A 24,989-nucleotide genomic window follows, 5' to 3' on the forward strand; every position below is an offset into this window, starting at 1 on the left:
CGCGCCCGGGCCGCCCACGGCCCCCGCGCGGGCGCCGACACCCCCCCCCCCCGGTGGGCCCCCCCGCCCCCCCCGGGGCGGCCGACGCGTTTCCAGGACCTTGCCGGACCGCCGGTCACGCGGAGGGCACGGCCGGCAGCCGGACGGTGAAGACGGTGCGGCCAGGCCGGCTCGCCGCGTCCACCGTGCCTCCGTGCGCCTGGGCGACCGCCTGCACGATCGACAGGCCGAGCCCGGTGGACCCGGTGGCCCGCGACCTGCCCCGGTCCCCGCGCACGAAGCGCTCGAACACCCGGTCCGCCAGCTCCGGTGGAATGCCCGGGCCGGTGTCGGCGACGGACAGCCGCACCTCCCCGCCTCCCCGCTCCAGGGCGAGCTCCACCGCGGTGCCGGCGGGCGTGTGGGTCCGGGCGTTGGCCAGCAGGTTGGCCACCACCTGGCGCAGCCGGTCGGCGTCCCCGCGGACGAGCACCGGTTCCTCGGGCAGCACCAGCCGCCAGCGGTGGTCCGGCCCGGCGGCGCGGGCGTCGGCCACGCCGTCCAGGGAGATCCGGGTCAGGTCGACCTCCTGGTCGGCCAGCGGCCGGCCCGCGTCCAGGCGGGCGAGCAGCAGCAGGTCCTCGACGATCGCACCCATCCGTCGGGCCTCGGCGCCGATCCGCTCCAGCGAGTGCACCACCGGTTCGGGCACCGTGCCGGGGTGGCGCAGCGCCAGCTCGGCGTGCCCGCGGACGGCGGCGACCGGGGTGCGCAGCTCGTGGCTGGCGTCGGCGGCGAACGCCCTCAGCCGCTCCTCCACCGCGTGCCGCCGGGCGAGCGCCGCGCCGACGTGGCCGAGCATCCGGTTGAGCGCCGCGCCCACCCGGCCGACCTCCGTCGCCGGGTCGTCGTCGGGCACCCGCTCGGAGAGGTCGACGGCGCCGCTCGCGAGCGGCAGCGTGCTGACCCGCTCGGCGGTCGCGACCACCCGGTCCAGCGGCCGCAGCGACCAGCGGACCCAGAGCGCGCCGGCCACCCCCGCCGCGGTGACCGCGATGGCGAAGACCGTCAGCTCCAGGGTCGTCAGACGCTCCACGGTGTCCTCGACCTGACCCAGCGGCAGGCCGCTGACCAGCACGTCGCCGTCCCGGCCGGCGACCGCCTGCATCCGGTACGGGCCTTCGAGGGCCGGCAGCCGGACGGTGCGAGCCGGGCCGCCCACGGGCAGCGCGGCCAGGGCGCGCTGATCGGCGGCGGAGAGGTCGACCCGGTCGTCGGCGTTGGGGCGGTCGGCGTCGTCGGCGTCCCCGTCCACCACACCGGCCGCAGTGGCCCGGCCGTCCAGCAGCCGTGCACCGAAGGTGCCGGGGGTCTGCGCCCGGGTGTCGGTGGCCCCGCCCCGGCCGGCGTGCTCCAGGCTGGCGGCGTACCGGCCGCCGGTGTCGGCGAGCTGCTGGTCCAGCCGGTCGACCAGGAAGTGCCGCAGGGCCGCGGTGGTGGCGAAGCCGACCGCGGCGCAGGTGACGACCAGCAGCACCAGCAGTCCGGCGATCAGCCGGGCGCGCAGGGTCCGCGGCACGAGCCGTCCCGCCTGCGCGCGCAGGCGGGCGGCCCGGTCGCCGGCGGCCGTCACGGGGACGCCTTGATCAGGTAGCCGGCGCCGCGCACGGTGTGGATCATCGGCGTCCGGCCGACATCGATCTTCTTGCGCAGGTAGCTGATGTACAGCTCCACGACGTGCGCCTGCCCGCCGAAGTCGTACGACCAGACGGCGTCCAGGATCTGCGCCTTGCTCAGCACCTGCCGGGGATGGTGCATCAGGTACGCCAGCAGCGCGTACTCGGTGGGGCTGAGGTCGATCGGCTCCCCGCCCCGGGTGACCTCGCGGGCCGGCTCGTCGAGCACGAGGTCGCCGAGCACCAGGGCGTGCGCGGGCGGCTGCCCGGCGGGTGGGGGCGGGGCCGTGCGGCGCAGCAGTCCGCGCAGCCGGACGACGACCTCGGCCAGGCTGAACGGCTTGGTGACGTAGTCGTCGCCGCCCGCCGCGATCCCGGCGATCCGGTCCTCGACGGCGTCGCGGGCGGTCAGGAAGAGCACCCGGACCTCGGGCCGCGCGGCGTGGATGCGGCGCAGCACCTCCATGCCGTCGAGGTCGGGAAGCATCATGTCGAGCACCACGGCGTGCGGTCGCCAGGCGGCCGCGGTACGGACAGCAGCCTCGCCGGTGGTCTCGCCGACGGCCTCCCAGCCCTCGTAGCGGAGCGCCCCGCAGACAACCTCCACCAGATCGGGCTCGTCGTCCACGACGAGGACGCGCCAGCCCTGCCGGTCGGCGGAGTCGTCCATGGTGCTCCCTCGGTGTGCTTCGGTGGCTCTCATTCTGGCCCGCCGCGATGAGAAAGCGCTGAGATCCCGCGGCGTCGCCCGGAGCCGACAAACAGGTTTCCACCTGCGAATACATGCCTCCTGGAAGCTGTCGTGGCGCCTCGCACTCAGAGGCAACTGAGAGCTTCCGGTGCCATCGTGGGCCACCTCGGCGACACCCGCCGCCGGGTTCGAAGGAGGTTCCCGATGGCCACCGCAGCCCCACCGCGGTCCGCCGCCCGGACGCACCGGGCAGTGCCCCGCCGTCCGGTCGCCGCCGTGCCGGCCGCCGTGCTCGCGCTGATCGCGGCGGGAGCGCTCGGCGTCACCGCGCTCTGGTGGAAGGACACCGCCTCGGTCGTCGGCGCGGCCGGCTGGCTCACCAACGCGGGCCGGCTCACCGGCCTGCTCGCCGGCTACGCCGCCCCCGTGCTCATCCTGCTGATGGCCCGGCTGCCGCTGCTGGAGCGCGAGGTCGGGGCGGACCGGCTGGCCCGCTGGCACGCCTTCGGCGGGCGCTGGATGGTCGCCGTGGTGACCGCCCACGTGCTGACGATCGTCTGGGGGTACGCGCTCACCAACGACCGGGGGGTGGTCGCCGAGGGCGTCGACATCGTCTTTCACTATCCCGAGATGATCAAGGCGACGCTGGGCACGATCCTGCTGCTGGGTACCGGCGCGGTCTCGGCCCGGGCGGCGCGCCGCCGGCTCTCCTACGAGACCTGGTACTACCTGCACCTGGCGACCTACCTGGCCGTCGCGCTCGGCTTCGGCCACCAGCTCGCGACCGGAGCCGACTTCGGCGACCCCAAGGCCAAGGCGCTCTGGTACGCGCTGTACCTGGGCACCGCCGTCCTCGTCGGCTGGTACCGGCTGGTGCGGCCGTGGCTGTTCGACCGCCGGCACCGGCTGCAGGTCGCCGAGGTCCGGCCGGAGGCCTCCGGCGTGGTGTCGCTCTTCCTGACCGGCCACCGGCTGGACGAACTGCGGGCCGAGCCGGGGCAGTTCTTCCGGCTGCAGTTCCAGGAGCCCGGGCTGCGCTGGGCCGCCAACCCGTACTCGCTGTCGGCACCGCCGCACCCGCACTTCCTGCGGTTCACCGTCAAGGACCTCGGCGGGCACAGCGCCGCCGTGGCCGCCCTTCGTCCCGGCACCCGGGTGAGGGCCGAGGGCCCGTACGGTGCCTTCACCGCCCGGCTGCACCGCGAGCGGCGGGTCCTGCTGCTCGGGGTCGGCGTCGGCATCACCCCGTTGCGGGCGCTGTTCGAGACCCTGCCGGGTCAGGTGACCCTGGTGCAGCGCGCCCGCAGGCCGGAGGACCTGCTCTTCCGGGAGGAGCTGGCGGGGGTCGCCCGGCGGCGGGGCGGCCGGGTGCACGAGCTGGTCGGCTCCCGTACCCAGGTCGGCGATCTCGGCACGGCGCTGCGCGACCTCGTCCCCGACCTCGCCGACCACGAGGTCTACCTCTGCGGGCCGGAGGCGATGGCCGAGGAGGCCGTCCGCTCCCTGCGGGCCGCCGGCGTGCGGCCGAACCGCATCCACCGCGAGTCCTTCGCCTTCTGATCCGTCGTCCCGAGGAGGACCCTCCCATGCGCCGAGCCGTCGTCAGCAGCGCCGCCACCGCGGCCGGGATCGTGCTGCTGCTCTCCATGAAGCCGCACGACGGGGCCGGGGCCGCCCCGGTCGTCAGCTCGGGCGGGACCGGCGGCACCACCGGTGCCTCCTCGGGGTCGGCCGGCAGCTCCGGGGCGTCCTCGGGGTCGTCGGGGTCCACGAGCGCCTCGGGGACCCGGACGGTCACCGGGGACGCCGCCAACACCCGCTACGGCCCCGTCCAGGTCAAGGTCACGCTCGACGGCAGCCGCATCACCGCCGTCGACGTGATCCAGTACCCCGCGAACGACCGCCGCGACCAGGAGATCAACAGCTACGCGCTGCCGCTGCTCAACCAGGAGGCGATGGCCGCCCAGAGCGCCGACATCGACGTGATCAGCGGCGCCACCTTCACCAGTGACGGCTACACGAAGTCCCTGCAGAGCGCCCTCGACAAGGCCGGGCGGTGAGGCCGCGGTGCTCCGCCACGCCGAGCCCGTGATGGGCACCGTCTTCTCGATCGCCGTCCGCGACCCGGGCCCCGGCACCTCCGAGGTGCTGCGTCGGATCACCGCCCGGCTGCACCGGATCGACGCGGTCTTCTCCCCCTACCGCGCCGACAGCGACATCAGCCGGCTGGACCGCGGCGAGCTCGCCCCGGAACAGTGCGACCCGGACGTCCCCGCCGTGCTGGAGGCCTGCCGGACCGTCGCCGCGGAGACCGGCGGATGGTTCACCGAGCGCCCGGCCGGCCGGCTCGACCCCAGCGGCTGGGTGAAGGGCTGGGCGGTCGAGGAGGCGTCACGGATGCTGCGCGAAGCGGGCTCCCGGCAGCACTGCGTCAGCGGCGGCGGCGACGTGCAGACCGCGGGCGGTCCCTGGCGGATCGGCGTCGCGAACCCGCTGCTGCCCGGGCGGCTGGCCGCCGTGCTCGGCGGCCACGACCTCGCGGTCGCCACCTCCGGCACCGCCGAGCGCGGCGCGCACATCGTCGACCCGCACACCGGCCGCCCCGCGGTCGGCACGGCCTCGCTCACCCTGGTCGGCGCCCCCGGCACCGGCATCGCCCGCACCGACGCCTGGACGACTGCCGCGTTCGCCATGGGCCCGGTGCGCGCCCTCGACTGGGTGCGGGAGCGGCCCGGTGTGGAGGCGCTGGCCGTCCTCCCCGACGGCACCAGGCGCTGGACGGACGGGCTGGCCCGGCACCTTCCGGCCGTCGGTCCGGCCGACTGGCACCCGGCCGCCCTCGCCCGCTCCTGACCGCCGGGGGCCGGGTGCCCGGGCGCGGGCGCCGCCGGACATGCCGGAGCGCCGCCGGGGCGGGTGCCCCGACGGCGCTCGGACGGACGTCTTACTTGTTCTTGCCCTTGCTGCGCAGCGAGGGCAGCATGACCAGGCCGGCGATCAGCAGGAAGAGCGCGATCGGCAGGAGCACGTAGATACCGATGACCTCACCGGTGCTGATCCCGCTGCCCGGTTCGTCACCGTCGTCGCGGGTCAGGGCCATGGCGGGCGACGTCATCAGCATCATCAGCGTGGCCGCCGCGGTGACCGCACCGGCGCGCACAGCATTCCTCTTGTCCACGTTTCCCACGGTACCGGCCGCTCACACGGCGCCGCGCGGCGGGGTGGGCCTTCCGAGCCCCGCCGCGAGCCCCGCGACCAGCCGGGCCGTGGACGGCGCCTGGGCGAGCGCGTCCAGGGTGACCGGGTGGCCTTCCCGGTCGGCCACCGGCAGCCGCCAGTTCGGGTACTGGTCCCAGGTGCCGGGGAGGTTCTGCGGGCGCGGGTCGCCGACCGCGTCCGGCAGCCAGACGCCGACCAGCGCCGCCGGGGTCGCCCGCAGGAAGTCGTAGAGCGCCTCCGGCGTCGGCTCGGCGCCCTCCGGGACGAAGCCGCGGGCGGCCAGCTCCTCGCGCCACTCGGCGAGCTCGGCCCGCGCGGCGTCCTGCTCGTCGTCCAGCGGCCGGGCCAGCAGGCCCAGGCGGTGCCGCAGTTCGACGTGCTCGCCGCTGAGCCGGGCGGCGGTCGGCGGCAGGTCGTGGGTGGTCAGGGTGGCCAGGCAGCCGGCCCGCCAGCGCTCCGGCGGGAGGATCTCGCCCTTGCTGTGCCAGTCCCGCTCGAACCACAGCACCGAGGTGCCGAGGATGCCGCGCCCCGTCAACTCCTCGCGCACACCGGGCTCGACGGTGCCCAGGTCCTCGCCGATCACGTACGCGCCGGCCCGGTGCGCCTCCAGCGCCAGCACGCCGAGCATCGCCTCCGCGTCGTAGCGGACGTACGCGCCGCGGGTCGGCGGGTGCCCGGCCGGCACCCACCACAGTCGGAACAGGCCCATCACGTGGTCGATCCGCAGCGCCCCGGCGTGCCGGGCCGCGGCCCGCAGCAGCTCGCCGAACGGCTCGTAGCCGGCGGCGGCGAGCGCGTCCGGGCGCCACGGCGGCAGGCCCCAGTCCTGGCCGTGGGCGTTGAAGGCGTCCGGTGGGGCGCCGACCGAGATGCCCTCCGCCAGGACGTCCTGCAGCGCCCAGGCGTCGGCGCCGTCCGGGTGCACGCCGACCGCGAGGTCGTGGATCAGACCGACCGCCATGCCGGCGTCCTCGGCGGCCCGCTGGGCCCGGCCGAGCTGCTCGTCCACCAGCCAGGCGAGCCAGCGGTGGAAGCCGATCCGGTCGGCGAGCACCGCCTTCGCGGCGGCCACGTGCGGGCTGTCCGGGCGGCGCAGGCCCTTCGGCCAGGTGTGCCGGTTCGGGCCGTGCTCCTCGGCGAGGGCGCACCAGGTGGCGTACCGCTCCAGCCACTCGCCCTCGCGGGCGGCGAACGCCCGGAAGGCGGCGTCCCGGCCGACCGTGCGGGGCACCGCGTACAGCGCCTCCAGCGCCTCCCGCTTGAGCGCCCAGACGGCGTCCCGGTCGATCAGTCCGTCGTGCTCCAGCACCTCGGCGCGCAGCCGGCCGGCCCGCTCGGCGTACCCGCGCACGGCGGCGTCGGCGTACGCGTACTCGGGCACGTCCTCGATCCGCAGGTGGACGGGGTCGGCGAAGCGCCGGGAGGAGGGGCGGTACGGCGACGGGTCGGAGGGCGCCCCGGGCATGCCGGAGTGCAGCGGATTGATCTGCAGGAAGCCGGCGCCCAGCTCGTGGCCGGCCCACCGGGCGAGGTCGGCCAGGTCGCCGAGGTCGCCCATGCCCCAGGAGCGGTCGGAGAGCACCGAGTACAGCTGGGCGAGGAAGCCCCAGCTGCGGCCCTGCGGCTCCGGCAGCCGCTCGGGGGCGACGATCAGGGCGGCGGAGGACTCCCGCGGTCCCGCCTTCGCGGTCAGCCGGTGCCGGCCGAGGGGGAGGTCGGCGGGCAGCCAGTGCGAGTGGCCTTTCGGGAGGTCCCAGTGGCCGCCGTCCTCCAGCTCGACGGCGAGTTCCGCCTCGGCGGGGACGTCCAGGGCGGTGCGGCGGCCCTGACGGACCACCACCGTCGGCGGCAGCAGCCGGGCGGCGGTCTCCACCCGGTGCCTGTGCAGCTCGGCCTGCACGGCGTCCGGCGTCGAGGCGTCCACCCCGAGCGCGGCCAGCACGGCGACCAGGGTGTCCGAGCCGACCGGGACCGTCCCGCCGCCCGGGTTGTAGCTGCTGTCCACCCCGTACGCGTGCGCCAGTGCCACCAGTTCCGGCGGCGGGGGCGGCGCGTCCTCGGCGGGGACCTGCTCCCCGGCTGCCTGGTCACGGTCAAGGTATGCAGCCACTCGCGGCTCCCTGCAGTCGGGCCATCACCGAACGCGAACAGGCACAGTCCTACCCGTCATGGGGCCTGGTGACCCCGACCGACACGAGAGCAACTGGCAGTCCGGGCTCTCGGGCGTTCCAGGTTGCTACGACACGCAATCGCCGGCCTCAAAATGCCGTGGGGCTCGGTCGATCGACCGAGCCCCACAGGGAATAAAATCCTGCCACTTTTCACAGCCCAAAAGATCTTCCCCCGCAGGGTCAATCCATCGAAACGCGGCAGCATCCCATCCAGTTAATCAAGGGTGATTCTGGACGGCGAAATTCGGTTGTATATTACCCAGATCGCCTCCCTCCAGTCACCCCCATAGCGAGCAAGGAACCGGTCATATCCCCCATATATTGCGCCATCCCCGGAGACCATGAGCACAACATGCCTCGAGGCGGTTACCCCCACTGGGCACAACTGGGACCCAATGGCGTTTTCGTAACCCCGGACGACTTGCGGATAAATCGAACGAGACGCGGCTGCAGCATCAAAAGAGCACTCGTCGGGAGATTCCCCGACCGCTGGGCGGGGGTACCTGAAGCTAAGCCCGTCAAGCCTTGAAGCAACCTCGATCGCCGGTTCCAATGGGTAATGGCCATCCGCCTTCCACGCCGCCAGCGCTTCCGAGACGTCAACTCGACGGATCGGCGACCACCCGGGAGAGAGAACCGAGCCTAGCCAGGAGTCACTTACGGCTCTAGGCATTTCATTGAGTCCTTTCGATTGCCCCTCCAGGGCCCCCAAGAATCATTTGACACCAGCCACATGAAAACTTCGGAGTTAGATCTCGCTTATTTATCGTGAAGTACTCGATATCATCGAGCCTAATGCCCGGGACGGTATTCAGGACGTTGTTGCACGAGTGAAACTCTGCACAGGTCCCAGGGTCCCACGCCTCCTTGTGAGTGCCACTGGCCTGGAGGTCCTGCGCTGCCTTTAGGCGCGGAGCCAACTCGGGGTGAACATTTCCCGGAACTGCACCGCTTTCACCCGATCGCTCTGTGCCAGTATAGGTGTCACGAGCAACCGACACCGCCTGGTTATTCGTAGGGCTTTGCTGTGCGGCCTTCTTGGTGAGATCGCAGAGGTCCGCAGCCGCGTTGTGCACGAGCGTCGGAGCCACGCCCGCTAGAACGTAGTAGGTATGCAGATCAGCAACGGTGAAGTTGTAGGCCGTCTGCGGCGCAGTCGCGTAGGAGTGGACGGCGAGCACGGTGAGTGTGGTGCCATCCAGGTTCTGCAGCTGATCGCCGGGCTTGATGTCCTTGGCGTTGGTCCAGCGCTGGGTGGTGACGTCCCAGTACGGGTGGTTCGCCGTGGAAGTGATGGACTCCTTCTCTGCCGGGGGAGCACGCGGCCCCGCTGCGGTAACGGTCAGCTCGGTGTAGTCCGTGTCGTGATGACCCACAATGAGCGCCACAACAGGACGTGCTGCGGTGATGCCGGTGGACGGATCGGTGGCAGTGACCTGGTCACCGACCTGGATCTTGTCGATGGCCTTGGTACCGCCATCTGCAAGCTGCACCTGGGTGCCAGCGGGGAAGCTGTTGCAGCCGCCACCGCCGCCACCAGTGCTGGGGCGAGCGGCCTTACTGGTTTCGGCCGCGTCCTTGCTGGCGGCCTTGCCCGCCGTCTGCGTGGTACGGCTGCTGACGCCCGCGGCGGACTGCTCCGCCCGCTGGGCGGTCTTGGCGGCGACCGCCGCACCGACACCCAATGCGGCCAGGGCTGTGGCACCGACGGCTATGCCGGCTTCGACGGTGACTGCTGTCGCAGCACCCGCCACCATGGCGGCGGCACCGAACTCGGCGGCCGCGAGGGCACCGTTGGCCGCAGCCGGAACGATGACCGCAGCACATGCCCCGGCGCTCATGATGATGCAGGCTGCAGCGCCCACCACCACCGCGGTGACGACCATCGCGGCGATGACCGGGTGCTCCTCGACCACCTTGACGACGGCGTTGGCAGCGGCCTTGGCCTTGCACTTGAGCCAGCCGCCAAAGCCGCCACACTTCTTGCCCTTGTCATGACCGTCGTTACCGTTGCCGCCGCTTCCATTACCGCTGGTCTCGGTCGTGGGTTGCGGGGCGGGAGCGCCGTCGTCGATGCCGCCCCCGTCACTGAGCGCCATGTTCATGAGACCCGACGGGTCGCTGCCGTTGACCGGGTCGTTCTCGCTGTACGCGTACCCGTTCCACTGTTGGGGGCTGGAGACCGCCAAGAGCGGGTCGGGGTTGAGGAAGCGGCCGTGCAGTGGGTCGTACTCGCGGGCGCCGAGGTTGGTGAGACCAGTTTCGCCGTCGAGGGTGCCGCCGACGAAGCCCTTGTCTCCGGCCCAGGTGCCGGCGCCGGGCTGGGTGCCGCGGGGGTTGCCGAACGGGTCGGTGGGACGTCGGCTGACGGTCTGCGCGGCGTCGGTGTCGATCTGGACGCCGTTGGTGCCGTGCGGGTCGGAGACCTGATAGACGAGCTTGCCGCCGCCGGAGGCCGCGGTGACCCGGGTGATGGTGATGCCGCCGGGCGCAGCGTAGTAGCGCACGTCGGACATGGACCCGCTGGCGGTGTCGAGCGTGAGTTCGTCGGAGCCGAGGTTGAGCGTGGTCTTGCCGGGGTTGCGGCGGATCAGCTGGTTGCCGTCCGCGTCGTACAGGTAGGACGTGTCCTTGTTCTGGCCGGACTTGCCGATGGTGTCGAGCTTGTCCTCGCCGTTCCAGGTGAGGTTGGTGGTGCCGGAGGGGTCGGTGACGGCCGTGGTGTTGCCCTGGACGTCGTACTGGTAGGTGGTGTCCTTCGTCCCGGACGGGGACTTGACCGAGGCCTTCTGCAGCGAGTGCGGGCCGCCGGTTCCGCCGCCGGTGTTCGGGGCGGAGGTGGCGGTGTTGGCGCCGGTGCCGAAGGTCTGGGTGGTGGTGACGTCCTTGGTGGTGTCACCGGTGACGTCGTGCTGGACGAGGCCGGTGCGGTTGCCGGTCTTGTCGTAGCTGTACGTCTGCCAGTACGGGGCCGGACCGCCGACGCTCGGCTTGGCCGGGCTGCCGGTCATGGCGGGGCCGTTGGCGTTGGTGCACGAGCCCACCCCGGGCACGGAGGGCGCGGGCGCGGTGGTGACCGTGCCGGTGTCCGTCCAGGCGTTGGTGAGGCGGCCGAGGTAGTCGTAGGTGAAGCACTGACGGTCGGTCGCGGTGGCGCTCTGGACATCGCTGACCGAGGTGAGCCGGCCGGCGGGGTTGTAGGTGTAGGTGGTCTGGTCGAGCGAGGTGGTGCCGGTCTGTCGGTCCAGGGTGTTCTGGATCAGGCGGCCGGTGGCCCAGTCGTACTGCTGGGTGGAGACGACCTCCTTGCCCCAGTCGCCGATCGTGGTGCGCACCGCGCGGCCCGCGGCGTCGTACTGCACATCGGTGACCAGGGTGCTGTTGCCGCCGGAGGCGATCAGCAGGCCGGTGTTGCTGTAGAGGTAGTCGACACCCTCCGCGGGCAGGCCGCCCATCGCTGGAAGGTCGGTGTGGATCAGCGATCCGAGGATCGGCGAGTAGTCGTTGTGGGTGGCGTAGGTGCCCTTGAGGGCGCCCTCGTTGTCGGGGATCGTCACCTTGGCGTCGGTGGGCCGGTACATGGTGTCGTACGCGGTCACCTCCTGGGTGTACGCCTTGCCGGTGGCGCCGCCGACGTAACGGGTCGCGGAGGCCAGCTGGCCCTTCGCGCCCGCGACGGTGTCGTACGTCCAGCCCGCGAGCTGGTTCGCCGGCGCCACGCTGTCCTTGAACAGGCCGGTCTTGCGACCGAGCAGGTCGTAGGTGTAGGCGAGCTTGTTGCCGCGCGCATCGGTGGTGGACGCGACACGGGAGTCGGCGTCGTAGGCCGTCCGGGTGGTCCCGCTGTCCGGGTCCGTGACGGCGGTCTGACGGCCGCGCAGGTCGTACTCGTAGGTCCAGACGTTGCCCGCGGCGTCGGTGCGCTTCTCGGGCTGGCCCGCAGCGGTGAAGCTGTAGGTCGTCACGTCGGCATCGAACGCATTGCCGGTGGCGGTGGCGGTGCGGTACTGCCACAGCTGGGTGGTGCGGCCGCGTGCGTCGGTGACCGTCGTGGTCGGCGAGGCACCCTGCGGCGGGGTCGCGTCGGTGCGGTCGACACCCGGGTAGGCGGTGGAGGACGTCCACTGCTGCTGCCCGTAGGAGACGAACGCCGACGTGGTGGTGCGGCCCTGGCCGTCGTAGGTGACCCAGGTCTGCGCCGGAACCTGCGAGTCCTGCGGCACGTAGACCGTGCCGTTGGGCTGGGTGGTGCTCTCGTAGTACGGCGACGAGGACTTGATCGCCCAGCCGTGCGAGTCGTAGACGGTGTCGGTGATCAGTCGGCCCGTGCCGCCGGTCGGCAGGCTGGACTGCGTCTGGCGCAGCCGACCGAGGCCGTCGTACAGCTCGTTCTTGACCAAGTAGGTCTCGTCCTCGGTCAGCGACCTGGAGGTGACCACGGACGGGGCCGTGGTGCCATTGATCGCGTAGGAGAACGTGTAGGTGGCGGACAGATTGGTCGCCCGGTCGGCCGTCCACACACCGGTGAGCCGGCCGAGGGCGTCGTACTGCCGGGTGGTGTGGCGGTTGTTGGCGTCCGTCGACTCCAGCGGCAGGTTGCGGCCGGGGTCGAAGGTCTGCGAGGTCGCCCAGGTCGCGCCCATCGGAGTGGTCAGGGTGACCTTGGTGGGGATCGCGCCGGTGGCCGGCGAGAGGTCCGTGGTGGTCGCCCTGCCGTCCGGGCCGGCCGAGGTCTTGGCGCGGCCGTAGGCGTCGAAGGTCGCCGTGGTCAGCGTCGAGTAGACCGCGTTGCCGGAGCCGTCGTAGCTGTCGATCGTGTCGGTCGACGTCGGGTCACCGGTGGCGCCGGCCTGGCCGTAGGGCTTCCCGTCGTAGAACGTGCGGGTGTCCTTCTGGGTGTTCGACGCGGTGGGCGTGGTGCCGCAGGGGCCGGTCACGGTCAGCTCGCGGGAGACGAGCACCAGCAGCATCGGGTTGCTGCTCGTCGCGTAGCTGTTGGTCGAGCAGATCTCCGGCGCGGCGGCGGTGCCGTCGCCCTTGTCGTCGATCTGCAGCGGCCGGTTGCCGTGGTCCGGGTCGGTGGTCATGACGGTGGTCAGGGCCCGCCAGGAGCCGTCCGCCTTCTTCGCCCAGGAGGACGAGGTGGACTTGCTGCTGCCGTACCGGGCCACCAGGTCCGGCATACCGTTCTGCTGCTTGTGCGTCGCCGTCACCCGGTCGTCCGAGGTGACGGCGGCCGAGGCGCTGACGATCGAGCCGCCGGCCTTGTCGTAGGTCTGGCTGCCGATCACCCCGCCGGCGCGCCACTTGTCGTCGGTGACCGACACCGCCGCCGCACCCGGGTACGGGGTGAAGGAGACGGTGACCGCCCGCTTGGAGCCGTCGGCCTTGTAGTCGCCGTCCATGCCTCGCAGGTACGTGGTGACCTGCTGGGTCTTCGGGGCCTCGCCGGTGTAGGCGGAGCCGCTGGTGGTGGTGACGCTCTGGTAACCCCGGAAGTCGTCCCAGGTGCGGGTCTTGGGGTCGGTGAACTCGCCGTCGTTGCGGTGCCAGGCGGCGCCGCCGCCATAGGTGTAGTCCGTGGACTTCACCAGCGCGCCGGTGACCGCGTCCTGCTCGGTGACCGAGGAGACCAGGTACTTGTGGAACCAGTCCTTGACCGGGTCCGGTGAGGAGGAGCCGGGCAGGTACCAGTTGACCGGCATGCAGGCCATGGTGTTGATGTCCGCGGCGGCCGGCATGGTGCCGGCGTTGCGCGAGCACTCCGTGGCCCGGTAGTTGACGTTGATCTTCCCGCCGGTCTCGGTGGTGATCTGCTGCATCCGCGGCCGGTTGAACGCCGGCTGGGCCGGGACGAGGCCGTCGACGCGGTTGCCCAGCTCGCGCGGGGTGAAGGTGACCGCCGGGAGCGACTGTGCCGACTGGCCGTTGGTGGCTGTCCGGGTGATCGAGTCCAGCCACAGCGAGGGCTTGGTGCCGTCGCCCGGGTTGGGGAAGGAGTGCTTCAGGTCCCACTGGTCGACGGACCGGTACGCGGTGCCGACCAGGACCTGGGTCTCGATCTTCGACAGCTTCAGCGGGGACCAGAAGGACGGCCCGTAGTTGGTGCAGGTGCCGCTGGAGGCGCAGTTGAGGTCGAGCGGGGTGTCCGGCCAGTTGTTCTGGTTGGCCACCACGCGTTGGGCGGTGGTGCAGGTGATGCTGCCGCCGGGCACACAGCGCTCGGCGGTGGTGAACAGAACCTTCGCCGCCGGCTTGGCGGCACCCTTGGCGGCGACCTGGTCGGGCAGGCGCTGGCCGTAGGCGATCTGGGTGACCTCGGAGGCGCGGACGTACGCGGTGAGCGTGCCCGTGCCGTTGTTCTGGCCGCCGCCGCGGCTGTAGTAGTTGAGGTCACGCTGGTAGTTGAAGGTGATCAGGTTCTGGTGCGGGTCCACGACGTAGTCGAGGTTCCAGCGCCAGCCCTCCTGGCACCACGAGGCCTTGCCCTTGGCGGAGTCGTAGCAGTCGTCCCCGCTGTTCGGCGAGTAGACCGGCTCGTAGGCCACCGAGTTCGACGCCGGGTCGGTGTTGTCGCCGCCCGGCAGGTGGTTGCGGCCGAAGTAGTACTCGGTGCCGTCGGTGGTCGTCACACGCCAGTACTCGCCGTTGCGCGCCTCGTTGGTGGCTCCGGTGAGCTGCTCGATCTTCGAGCCGTCGTCGCCCTGCAGGCGCCAGGTGCCGGTCGCGTCGTCGCGCACCAGGGTGCCCGAGTGGCCGCCGAGGTTGAGCACGGCGTTCTGGCCGGCCCAGCACTGGTCAGAGGAGTTGGTGATGCCGTCCTTGTCACAGCCCCGGTAGGACCGCTCGACGAAGCCCGGCTGGTAGTCCCAGCCCTCACCGATCCACGAGGACTGCGAGTTCTGCGCGGAGGTCTTGCCGTCCACCGACGAGGAGTCGTAGGAGAGCGTGACCGACGGCGCCGAACCGCCCAGGGTCGGCGGGGTCTGGATCGGGTACGAGTACGTGAAGTTGCCCACGTTGGTGCCCGAGCCCCAGGCCGCCGAGGGCGACAGCGGGGTCGCCGCGTAGGTGCCGCCTGCGCCGCCGGCCGACGTCTCGGTCGCCACGACCGCGGATGCGGTCATGGGAGCTGCCTGCACGAAGTCGGCCCGGACGACGGAGGAGCCCTCACCGGTGGTGGAGCTCTTCACCGTCTTCGACGCGGCGGGCGCCGTCAGCGGGACCTCGGCGGTCAGTACACCGGACTTGGGATCGACCGAGGAGGCCACCGGGGTCTTGGTGCGGCACTCCGCCGCGTCCGGGGTGGTCGCCGCGCAGGCGGGCAGTGCCACCAGACGGGTGCGGTCGTTCCACGCGCCGCCCTGAAGCGTCTTCAGGTCGAGGGCGATCTTCAGGCTCTTGGCCTGCTTGCCGGTGCCGGACGCCGCCGTGTCGGTCAGCGTCACGCGCCGGTTGGCCGCGGACTTCCCCTCGGAATCCGCGACTTCGACCTTCACCGACTTCACGTCGCCGCCGGTGCCCGGCGCGACCTTGACCGGGAGCTGCCCGGCCTGGACCGCCTTGCCGGCCTCCAGCGCGACGGTCGCCTCGCCCGGGGCGGACGCGGCGGCCGCCGGGGGCTTCCAGGACATCGGCACCGGGTATGCCGGCGCCTTGGGCTGCGACGGTACGAGGTTCTTGCCCCCGACCGACTTCATGCCCTTGTCGAGCGGCGTGCCCGGCGGTGCCCACACCTTGCCGTGGGGCCGCCGGGCGGCGAGTGCCTCGGCGGAAGGCGCCGCCAGAAGCGTCATCAATACGGACAGAAGACTTATCAGGCCCAGCCATCGTGACCGCGTGAGCAGCCAGCGTCCGGCCGGCCATCGAGCTCGTGTCGCTCTCAAAGGGAACCGTCTCCAGGTTGTCGCCCGTCAGGGCTAGATGAAGATATGACGATCCGTAGATCGTGCAGACCCTATGAGTGGGGACTGACCTGACCTGCCGCCACCTCCCAGATGGCCCAATCTGTTTGCTGAAGTTTTACCTTCATCGATCTCCTTGATCGGGACATATGGCGATATGGCGAAGCCGCGTTTGACGAACCGCCAGAAGGTCCGCATCGTTCCGTTCCGAACATTCGCGCGATCTCCGCGCGATCGGAGGGGAAGAGGTCCAACCGTCATGACACAGAGCGATCCGAGACCGACCGCACGGTCGGCCCCGATCCATCGCCGTGCCGCATCCAGGCTTCTGGCCGGAGCAACCGTCGGCGCGATCGGCATGGCGCTGCTGGCCGCACCGGCGGCCTCGGCTGCCGACGGGACGGCCGCGCCGTCCGGTGCCGCTGCTGCGAAGCCGGCCGGCGCCCAGAAGCCCACCGAGCTCCAGCAGGCCATGCTGGACGCGCGGAGCAAGGCGAAGGCGTCCGGCAAGGCGACCCCCGTCGAGTCGATGACCAACGAGACCTCGACGACCGTCGCCAACCCGAACGGCACGTTCACCACCACTGACAACGCCAAGCCGGTGCGGGCCAAGCGCGGCAAGGCGTGGGCGGACCTCGACACCCGGCTGCACCGCAACGCCGACGGCTCGGTCGCCCCGGCCGTCACCTCCAGCGGCCTGACGATCTCCGGCGGCGGCACCGGTCCGCTCGCCACGATCACCACGGCGGACGGCAAGAAGCTCTCCGTCACCGCCCCGTTCACACTGCCCGCCCCGACGCTGGACGGCGACACCGCGACGTACGGCAACGTGCTGCCCGACGTCGACCTGCAGCTGACCGCCCTGCCGGACGGCGGCTGGCGCGACGTCGTCGTCGTGCGCACCGCGGCCGCCGCGGCGGACCCCCGGCTCAAGCGCCTGCACTTCCCGGTCAGGACCACCGGGCTGAGCGTCGCGACCGACTCTGCCGGCAACGTCACCGTCAAGGACCAGTCCGGCAAGGTCCGCATGCAGGCGCCGACGCCCTTCCAGTGGGACTCCGCCCGCGGCACGGTGCTCGGCAACAGCAAGACGGCCCGGACGGCCGGCCCCGAGGGCAACGACCCCGCCGAACCCGGCTCCAGCGCCCAGGGACCGGGCGCCAACGCCACGATCGGCAAGATCGGGATCACGGCGAACAGCGAGGGCTTCGACCTCGTTCCGGACACCGCCACCTTCGGCAAGGGCCAGGGCCCCTGGTACCTCGACCCCACGATCAGCGCCGACAGCTGGTCCGTGATGTCGGCCCAGGTCCAGGAGTACAACCCGAACACCAAGTACGCCGACTCCGTCTCCAACCTCGGTGTCGGCTACTGCGGTTACAGTGACTGCACCGGCTACGGCCGCGAGCGGATCTACTACCGCATCGGCATCAACTCGGCGATCTGGAACATCCCGACCGGTGCGCCCAAGGCGCCGACCGTCTTCGACTCGACGTTCTACGCCAGCGTCACCAGCGCGTCCAGCCCAGGCACCAGCACGTCGCTGGGCCTCTACTGGACGCCTGGCATCACCAGCGACCTGACCTGGAACAACCAGCCCTGCAACGGTGGCGGTACGTTCGGCGGCTGCACCAAGGTCGCCAGCTCCGCCCCCCTGACCGGCACCGGCCCGATCGCGTTCAACGTGACCTCGCAGATGCAGCAGGCCGCGGCGAACCACTCTCCGAACTGGACGGTCGGCATCGCGCCGGACGACGAGTACAACAAGTACCACCGCAAGCACCTGGCGAACAACCCGCACATCACCACCAACTACGACATCACGCCGAGCGTCTGGTGGGCGCGGACCCTTCCCCAGCCGGGCTTCGCCTCCACCAACCAGCACAACGACTGCCAGACCCCGGGCGGCTACGCCTGGTACAACCCGGGCTGGGTCGGCGCCAACCAGAACATCCAGCTGGCCGTGAACGACTGGTCGCCCGCCGGGCTGCCGCTCTACGCGAAGTTCCGGATGTGGGACGACAACGACCCGAGCGGGGGCCAGACCCCCAGCACCCCCAAGACGGGCGCCTACAACGCCGAGGTCGTCCCGGTCGGTTCGCTGGTCGACGGCCACCAGTACGGCTGGACGGTCAACGCCACCGACGACACCCTGATGTCCGACGAGACCCCGTGGTGCTACTTCCGGGTGGACAAGACCCCGCCCGCGGTGGGCGTCGTCTCGGCCGACTTCCCGCCGTCCGGCACGCCCAACCCGAACCCGACCAAGTTCAACACCGACTCGGGCACCTTCACCCTGACCGGCAGCGACCCGGCCCCGGGCAGCGGTCTGAACGCCTCCGGCCTCGCCTGCTTCCAGGTCAAGAAGTCCCCCACCCCGGTCACCGGCTGGAAGTGCGGTGACCAGGACACGGTGATGGCCGACGCCAACGGCAAGGCCGCCTACACCACCGTTCCGGGTACGTGGGGCACCAACGCGCTCTACGTCCAGGCGCAGGACAACGCCGGCAACTACAGCCAGCCCGCCGTCTACAGCTACTACGCACCGTGGAACCCGGCGAGCAACCCGGTCTTCGGCGACGTCACCGGCGACCGGAAGCCCGACGTGGTGCTGCCCGACGCCAACGGCAACCTGCGGGTGATCCAGCCGGCGCTCGGCGACGCCGCCTCGGCCGGCAACATCGCAGGCTCGGCAGCCGGCGCGCCAGGAGGCGCGACCTGGACCGGTGTCCAGATCACGCACCGCTCCTCGCTCCGCGCCAACCGGCCGGTGGACGACCTGCTCGCCCACCCCGCCGGCGACCCGCGGCTGCACATGTACTGGAACGACGGCCACGGCAACTTCACCCTGCACACGTCCTTCTTCAAGAACGGGTCGACGTCGTCCTCCACGCCGGTGATCGAGTGCTACAACCTCGACGGCACCAAGATGGACGCCTGCCCGACCGACTTCGGCACCGACTGGTCCAACGCCACCCAGGTGCTGGCCCTCGGCACCCCGGAGGGCGAGACGACGCAGGACGCCGCAGGAAACACCATCCTCACCAAGACGTCCCTGCTCGCCGTGATCAACAAGCAGTTGTGGATGTTCCCGCCCGGTGGCGGGGCGAAGCTCCTGGATCCCACGAAGGACTCCCAGGTCTCCACCGCAGACTGGTCGAACTACGAGCTCATCGGTCCCGGCCCGGCCAACGGCAACAACCAGCCCACGCTGTGGACACGTGACCGCAGCAACGGTGTCCTGCACGCCTACCCCATCACCATGACCGGCGGCGTACCGGACTTCAGCAAGCTGGTCGACCCCACTTACGGAGCCATCACCGCCCCGACCGGCAACATCACCAAGGAGGAGTACCCGACCGTCGGCTCCAACGGCGACCTCACCGGTGACGGCGTCGCGGACCTCTGGGCCACCGCCAAGGACGGCCGCCTCGTGGTCTTCCCCGGCACCAGCTCCAGCGGCACGTCGAGCACCCCGGTCACCGGTGTCGGCAGCCCGGTCGCCGTCGGCGACCTCCGGGCACCGCTCGGCCACTGGAAGCTCGCCGACGCCACCGGCGCGGGCGCCGCGAAGGACGAGACAGCGCTGCACGCACTGACCGTCCAGGGCGGCGCCGCCTTCCAGGGCGACACGGTCGCCGGCCGCACCGCCCAGGTGGCCGCGTTCAACGGCACCACCGCCGCGCTGACCTCCACCGGCTTCGGCCTCGACGCGAAGAAGTCGTTCACCGTCACCGTGTGGGCCAAGGCCAACGCCGCCGGCGGCGCGGTGGCCTCGCAGGACGGCACCAACGCCAGCGCCTTCCAGCTGTGGCCCTCGGACCGCGGTGCGGGCGTCTACGAGTGGCGCTTCGGCATGGCGGCCTCCGACACCGCCAACGCGGTCATCGACCAGACCGACACGGCCAACGCCGGTGCCCGGGTGAAGATCGGCCAGTGGCAGCAGCTGACCGCGAGCTACAACGCCGAGACCAAGGAGCTACTGCTCTACGTCGACGGCGCCCTCGCCTCCACCGGCCTGCACGCGCCCGCCTTCACCAGTTCGCAGGCGCTCGCCGTCGGCCGGTTCAGGTCGAACGGCGCCGCCGCCGGCTTCTTCAACGGCTCGGTCGCGGAACTCGCCGTCCAGCAGTACGCGGCACCGGTGGCGACCGCCGCCGCCACCGCCGTGCTGTCCGGCACCAGCGCCGGCAAGTGCCTGGACAACGACTACAACACGCTGGCCAACGGCAACCGTGTCCAGATCACGGACTGCAACTCCACCCCGGCCCAGCAGTGGAGCCTGAACGCCAACGGCACCGTCACCAACCAGGGCTGGTGCCTGGACGCCTACAACAACGTCGCGGCGGACGGCACCAAGGTGCAGCTGTTCACCTGCAACGGCGGCGCCAACCAGCAGTGGCTGCCCACCGGCAACGGCGGGTTCTACAACCCGGCCACCGCCCGCTGCCTGGACGATCCGTGGGGCAGCACCACGAACGGCACCCAGCTGCAGGTCTTCACCTGCAACAGCAGCCCGGCCCAGCGCTGGTCGTTCGGCTCGCTGCGCACCGTGCTCACCGCCTCGCTGCCCGGCAGCTGATCGCAGAGCACACCCCGCGGCCCCCGGAGCGCACACCCGCCCCGGGGGCCGCCCCCTTTCCCGGGAGCAAATCGGGCATACCCACCATCGGCGTTGACACCCGGGCGGTCAACTGGTGGGCTGGCCCGCTGAGGCGGGTACGAGCGGCGATCCGGGTGGCGGGCCCGGTGAGCTGTAGTTGTGGGTGCGGAGGAGGTCCGGTGCAGGCACGGGTGTCGGTGGCCGCCGGGCGGCGGCTGAGGCAGCAACTGGACCAGAGCCCTGCGCTGCGCGAACTCCTCAACCACCCGGCCGCGCTGACGGCGCGCCGGACGGCGGCCCGGACCGCCCGCCAGCTGGCGCCCAGAGCCGCGGACCGCTTCATCGCCGACATCAAGGGCACCGAGCCGCTGCTGGCCTCCGTCCGCGCCGAGCGCCGCACCCCTGCGGGCCGGCGCCGCAGCACCCTGCAGCTGGCCGCGACGCTGTCGGCGGCCGCCGTGGTCGGCGGCCTGCTGGCCGGCCCGCCGGCCCTCGCGGCGCCGACGGTCGGCGACCGCGCGGTGGCCACCGCGCCCGTCACCCCGCTCGGCTCGATCAGCGAGCCGCAGGTGTACCCCCGCCCGCAGCAGCTGCAGGCGGCCGGTGACGCCGTCGCCGTCCCCGACACCGTCGCCCTGGTGGCGGCCGGCCGGGCGGACGGCCCCGCGCTGGCGGCCGTCCGGCAGGTGCTGGGCACCGCGGGTGCGACCGACATCGTCGAGGCCGACCCCGCCGACTCCCCCGCCGCCGGTTCGCTGGTGGTGTACGTGGGCGGCCCCGCGGAGGGTGCGGGCGGCGACACCGAGCAGGTGCTGCGCCGGCTGGCGTCGGCCGCCGGCCGGGCGGCGTCCGAGGTGTCGGTGGCCGGGCTGCCGGCCGGCGGGTACGTGCTGGCGGCCGGTCAGCTGCCCGCGGCGGGCGGCGGCAGCTACGGTGCGGTGGTGCTGGCCGGTGCCGACGCCACGGGCACCTTCTACGCCGCGCAGAGCCTGCGGCAGCTGCTCGCCCCGATCGAGGGCGGCCAGGGCCAGGCCCCGGCCAACGCCGGCCGCGGCTTCCCCGGTGTGGTGCTGCGCGACTGGCCGACCGGCGCGCCCGTCCGCGGCACCGCCGAGTCGTTCTACGGCACGCCGTGGACGACCGCGGAGCGCATGGAGCAGCTGGACTTCCTCGGCCGCACCAAGCAGAACTTCTTCCTGTACGCGCCCGGCGCCGACCCGTACCGCACCTCCCGCTGGCGCGAGGAGTACCCGAAGGCGCAGGCCGACGCGCTGCGCCGGCTCGCCGAGCGGGCCCGGGCCAACCACGTGGTGCTCGGCTACTCGATCGATCCCGGGCAGTCGTTCTGCTACAGCTCGGGCAAGGACGTGGACGCGCTGGTCGCCAAGCTGGACGGGCTGCGCCGGCTCGGCTTCCGCGCCTTCCAGCTGCAGTTCCTGGACGTCAGCTACGACGAGTGGCACTGCCCGGGCGACCGCCGCACCTACGGCACCGGTCCGGCGGCGGCCGCGAAGGCGCAGGCCGAGCTGGTGGCGAAGGTGCAGCGGCGGGTGATCGCCGACCACCCGGAGCTCGCCCCGCTGACGGTGGTGCCGACGGAGTACCAGAAGCAGGGTGCGACGCCGTACCGGAAGGCGCTGGCCGCGGCGCTGCCGGCGGGTGTGCAGGTCGGCTGGAGCGGCGGTGCGGTGATCGCGCCCGAGGTGACCGGCGACCAGCTCGCGGAGACGGCCGGGCTGTTCGACCGGCCGCTGGTCACCATGGACAACTACCCGGTGAACGACTCCACGCCGGACCGGCTGTTCCTCGGCGGGTACGCGGGCCGCGACCCGGGGGTGGCGACCCGTTCGGCGGTGCTGCTGACCTCGGCGATGGCGCAGCCGGTGGCCTCCCGGCTGCCGCTGGCGACCGCCGCGGACTTCGGCTGGAAGCCGGAGGACTACCGGCCGTCGGAGTCGGTGCGGGCGGCGGTGCACGCACTGTCGGGCGGCCGGGCGGCGGAGGCGGCGCTGGCCGCGCTCGCCGCGAACAGCTCGTCGTCCCCGCTGGACAAGACGGAGTCCGGCTATCTGGCGCCGATGCTGGAGCGTTTCTGGACGGCGCTGGAGCCGTCCTCGGGCGGGTCGCCGGACCAGGCGGCGCTGCAGGCGGCGGCCGCCCCGCTGCGGGAGGCCTTCGCCACCATGGCGGGCGCTCAGCAGGCGCTGGCCGGGGAGTCCGTCGCGCAGGACGCCGGACCGTGGCTGGAGCGGCTGGCCGCGTACGGCCGGGCCGGGCAGGCGGCGGTGGCGATGCTGCTGGCGCAGCGCGGCGGGGACGGCAGTGCGGCCTGGCAGGCCCGGGTCGACCTGCGGCAGCTGCGGGAGCGGCTGGCGCAGGGCACGGTGACGGTCGGCGCCGGGGTGCTGGACCCGTTCCTGGAGCGGGCGCTGAAGGACGCCGACACCTGGGCGGGCGTGGACGCCGCCGGAGGCACGCCGACCACCACGATCGGCACCGCGAACGACCACGGCCCTGCGCTGATGACGGACGGCGCGCCGGACACCTTCTACTGGAGCGCCTCGCCGCCGCAGGCGGGCGACGCCGTCGGCCTGGACCTCGGCAACGGCCGGCCGCTGGGCCGGGTGACGGTGCTGATGGGCTCGTGGGGCGACGGGCCGGACGCGGCGACGGCCGCCGACGACTACCTGCGCGACGGCGTGCTGGAGTACTCGACGGGCAGCGGCGGCTGGCGGCAGCTGGCGGTGGTGCACGGGCAGAAGAGCGTCTCGGTGAGCGTGCCTGCGGGCACCGTGGCGAAGGCCGTCCGGCTGCGGGCCCGGACGGGGCAGAAGACCGCGGTGGCCGTCCGGGAGTTCTCGGTGACGGCGCCGGACGACACGCCCGCGGTGGTGACCGGCCCGGCGGCAGCGCCGGGCTCCTCGCCGGACGCGGTGCTGGACGGCGACCCGGACACCGCGTTCCGCGCGGCCGAGGCGCCGACGGCGGCCTCCGCGCCGCTGACCGTCGAGCTGGGCTCGGCCCGGCCGCTGGACCGCGTGACGGTGCTGACGGACCCCAACGTGCAGGCGTCCGCGACGGTCGCGGTGCGCGGTGCGGACGGCTCGTGGACGACGATCGGTACGCTGAAGCCGGGTTACAACGAGCTGCCGGCCGGCGGCCGGGCGGCCGAGGCGATCCGCTTGGCGTGGGCGCCGGGCTGGCAGGCGCCGGTGGTCAACCAGATCGTGCCCTGGTACGCGGACACCCCGGCGGCGCGGCTCAGCCTGTCGGACGCGACCCTGGACGTGGTGACCGGGCAGGCGGTGCCGCAGGTGACCAAGGCGGTGCTGGAGACCGGCCGCCCCGAGGGCACCAGCGGTGAGCTGAAGGTGGAGGTGCCGGCGGTCGCCAAGGGCCTGACCGTCACCCAGGGCGCCGCGGTGGCGGTGCCGCGCGGCGGCCGGGTCGGGGTGCCGCTGCAGGTGGTGGCGGCGGCCGGGACGCCGTCGGGCACCTACCGGGTGCCGGTGACGTTCACCGCGGGCACGCTGACCGTCCGGCAGGACCTGCTGGTGCACGTGGTGCCGCCGACCGGCGGCCCGGACCTGGCACGGGCGGCGACCGCGACCTCCTCGGCGAACGAGACGCCGTCCTTCCCGGCCTCGAACATCAACGACGGCGACCCGCGGACCCGCTGGTCCTCGCCGGCCTCGGACGGCTCCTGGGTGCAACTGGAGCTGCCGAAGGCCGTCCGGCTGGGCTCGGCGGTGCTGCACTGGCAGGACGCGTACGCGGCCGCGTACAAGGTGCAGGCCTCCGCGGACGGGGTCACCTGGACGACCGTGGCCTCCGTGGAGGACGGCGCGGGCGGTGCGGAGACGGTCCGCTTCGACGCCCCGGGCACCCGCTTCCTGCGGGTGCAGGGGGTGACCCGGGCGACGAAGTACGGCTACTCGCTGTGGGGTGTCGAGCTGTACGCGGTCACCGGCTGACCAGCAGGCCGTCCAGCGAGGTGAGCGCGCCCGGCGTACGGCCGGTGCGGTCGAGCAGCCGCGCCTGCAGGCCGGCGGCGAGGGCCCCTTCGACGTCCTCGACGGGGTGGTCGCCGATGTGCAGGATGCGGGCGGGCTCGACGCCGAGGCGTTCGACGGTGAGCAGGTAGATCGCCGGGTCGGGCTTGGAGTGGCCGCAGTCGACGGCCCGGACGACCGCGCTGAAGTACGGGTCGAGGCCCGTCCAGGAGAGTTCGGCGTTGCCGTTGGTGGTCAGCGCGAGCGGCATCCGCCCCGCGAGTGCGGCGACGGCGGCGCGGACCTCGGGGAAGAGCCTGGTCGAGCGGGCGCGGGCGGCCATGAACGCCCGGAACACCAGGTCGGCGAGGTCGGGGCGGTCGGGGGCGCGGCGGCGGACGGCCTCGGCGAAGGCGGCCCGGCGCAGTTCGGGCAGGGTGGCCCCCGGGTGGTCGGCGGCCACCTCGGTGCGGATCCGCTGCAGCCAGTCGACCGGCACCGGCGGTTCGCCGAGCGCGCTGCCGAGCGCCTCGGCGGCGTGCGCGATGGCCGGGCCGTAGGAGGCGGTGAAGTCCCAGAGGGTGTCGTCGCCGTCGAAGGACACGGCGTCGAAGGACGGCCCGTCCGGGAGCGGCGCGTCGGGGGACGGGGCGGCTGCGGTCGGGGGGTTCTCGGCCGGCACCATGCGGTCTCCTGGTGGGGATGCAGACGGCGGGCCGCCGACGCTCCCGCTGAGGGGTGCGCCGGCGGC

General features: G+C 72.6%; 12 protein-coding genes. 5 read left to right on the plus strand and 7 right to left on the minus strand.

The window, feature by feature from the left end; all coding sequences use genetic code 11:
• Positions 1 to 115: 115 nt before the first annotated feature.
• Together AB0M03_RS24985 and AB0M03_RS24990 are read right to left on the minus strand one after the other, a co-directional pair.
• Positions 116 to 1,612, minus strand: a complete 1,497-nt coding sequence (locus AB0M03_RS24985) for a HAMP domain-containing sensor histidine kinase (protein ID WP_363494474.1) — start codon at positions 1,610 to 1,612, stop codon at positions 116 to 118.
• A complete protein-coding gene (locus AB0M03_RS24990; protein ID WP_363494476.1) occupies positions 1,609 to 2,325 on the minus strand; it encodes a response regulator transcription factor in 717 nt (238 codons plus the stop codon). Before AB0M03_RS24990 ends, AB0M03_RS24985 begins: the two co-directional genes overlap by 4 nt.
• A gap of 225 nt (positions 2,326 to 2,550) precedes the next feature.
• Between AB0M03_RS24990 and AB0M03_RS24995 the strand changes: the two genes are divergently transcribed.
• Genes AB0M03_RS24995 through AB0M03_RS25005 form a run of 3 tightly spaced genes read left to right on the plus strand, consistent with a single transcriptional unit; the run spans position 2,551 to position 5,199 of the window.
• The gene (locus AB0M03_RS24995; RefSeq protein WP_363494478.1) at positions 2,551 to 3,906 is read left to right on the plus strand and encodes a ferredoxin reductase family protein; all 1,356 of its coding nucleotides are present in this window, start codon (positions 2,551 to 2,553) and stop codon (positions 3,904 to 3,906) included.
• Between the two features lie 26 nt (positions 3,907 to 3,932).
• Complete coding sequence (locus tag AB0M03_RS25000; protein ID WP_363494480.1) at positions 3,933 to 4,406, plus strand: FMN-binding protein; 474 nt, start codon at positions 3,933 to 3,935, stop codon at positions 4,404 to 4,406.
• Positions 4,407 to 4,413: 7 nt separating this feature from the next.
• Positions 4,414 to 5,199 carry an FAD:protein FMN transferase gene (locus tag AB0M03_RS25005; protein ID WP_363494482.1) on the plus strand — a complete coding sequence of 262 codons (786 nt, stop codon included), beginning with the start codon at positions 4,414 to 4,416 and terminating at the stop codon, positions 5,197 to 5,199.
• A 91-nt stretch (positions 5,200 to 5,290) separates the two neighbouring features.
• Here AB0M03_RS25005 and AB0M03_RS25010 read toward each other — a convergent pair whose 3' ends face one another.
• The 4 genes from AB0M03_RS25010 to AB0M03_RS25025 all read right to left on the minus strand — a co-directional run bounded on the left by AB0M03_RS25010 (position 5,291) and on the right by AB0M03_RS25025 (position 15,535).
• Positions 5,291 to 5,533 (minus strand): hypothetical protein, encoded by a 243-nt coding sequence (locus AB0M03_RS25010; RefSeq protein ID WP_363494484.1) that lies wholly within the window; start codon positions 5,531 to 5,533, stop codon positions 5,291 to 5,293.
• A 12-nt stretch (positions 5,534 to 5,545) separates the two neighbouring features.
• The gene (malQ, locus tag AB0M03_RS25015; protein WP_363494574.1) at positions 5,546 to 7,597 is read right to left on the minus strand and encodes a 4-alpha-glucanotransferase; all 2,052 of its coding nucleotides are present in this window, start codon (positions 7,595 to 7,597) and stop codon (positions 5,546 to 5,548) included.
• Between the two features lie 356 nt (positions 7,598 to 7,953).
• Positions 7,954 to 8,412, minus strand: a complete 459-nt coding sequence (locus AB0M03_RS25020; RefSeq protein ID WP_363494486.1) for an SUKH-3 domain-containing protein — start codon at positions 8,410 to 8,412, stop codon at positions 7,954 to 7,956.
• 1 nt (position 8,413) lies between these two features.
• Positions 8,414 to 15,535 (minus strand): polymorphic toxin-type HINT domain-containing protein, encoded by a 7,122-nt coding sequence (locus tag AB0M03_RS25025; protein ID WP_363494488.1) that lies wholly within the window; start codon positions 15,533 to 15,535, stop codon positions 8,414 to 8,416.
• A 466-nt stretch (positions 15,536 to 16,001) separates the two neighbouring features.
• Here AB0M03_RS25025 and AB0M03_RS25030 point away from each other — a divergent pair, with 466 nt between their 5' ends.
• Positions 16,002 to 20,225 carry a ricin-type beta-trefoil lectin domain protein gene (locus AB0M03_RS25030; protein ID WP_363494490.1) on the plus strand — a complete coding sequence of 1,408 codons (4,224 nt, stop codon included), beginning with the start codon at positions 16,002 to 16,004 and terminating at the stop codon, positions 20,223 to 20,225.
• A gap of 200 nt (positions 20,226 to 20,425) precedes the next feature.
• Positions 20,426 to 24,220 (plus strand): beta-N-acetylglucosaminidase domain-containing protein, encoded by a 3,795-nt coding sequence (locus AB0M03_RS25035; protein ID WP_363494492.1) that lies wholly within the window; start codon positions 20,426 to 20,428, stop codon positions 24,218 to 24,220.
• Here the strand turns inward: AB0M03_RS25035 and AB0M03_RS25040 are convergent.
• Positions 24,210 to 24,923 carry an HAD family hydrolase gene (locus tag AB0M03_RS25040; protein WP_363494494.1) on the minus strand — a complete coding sequence of 238 codons (714 nt, stop codon included), beginning with the start codon at positions 24,921 to 24,923 and terminating at the stop codon, positions 24,210 to 24,212. The genes AB0M03_RS25035 and AB0M03_RS25040 overlap by 11 nt on opposite strands.
• Positions 24,924 to 24,989: the final 66 nt, after the last annotated feature.

The organism is Kitasatospora sp. NPDC051914 (assembly GCF_040680995.1).
GTDB lineage: Bacteria > Actinomycetota > Actinomycetes > Streptomycetales > Streptomycetaceae > Kitasatospora.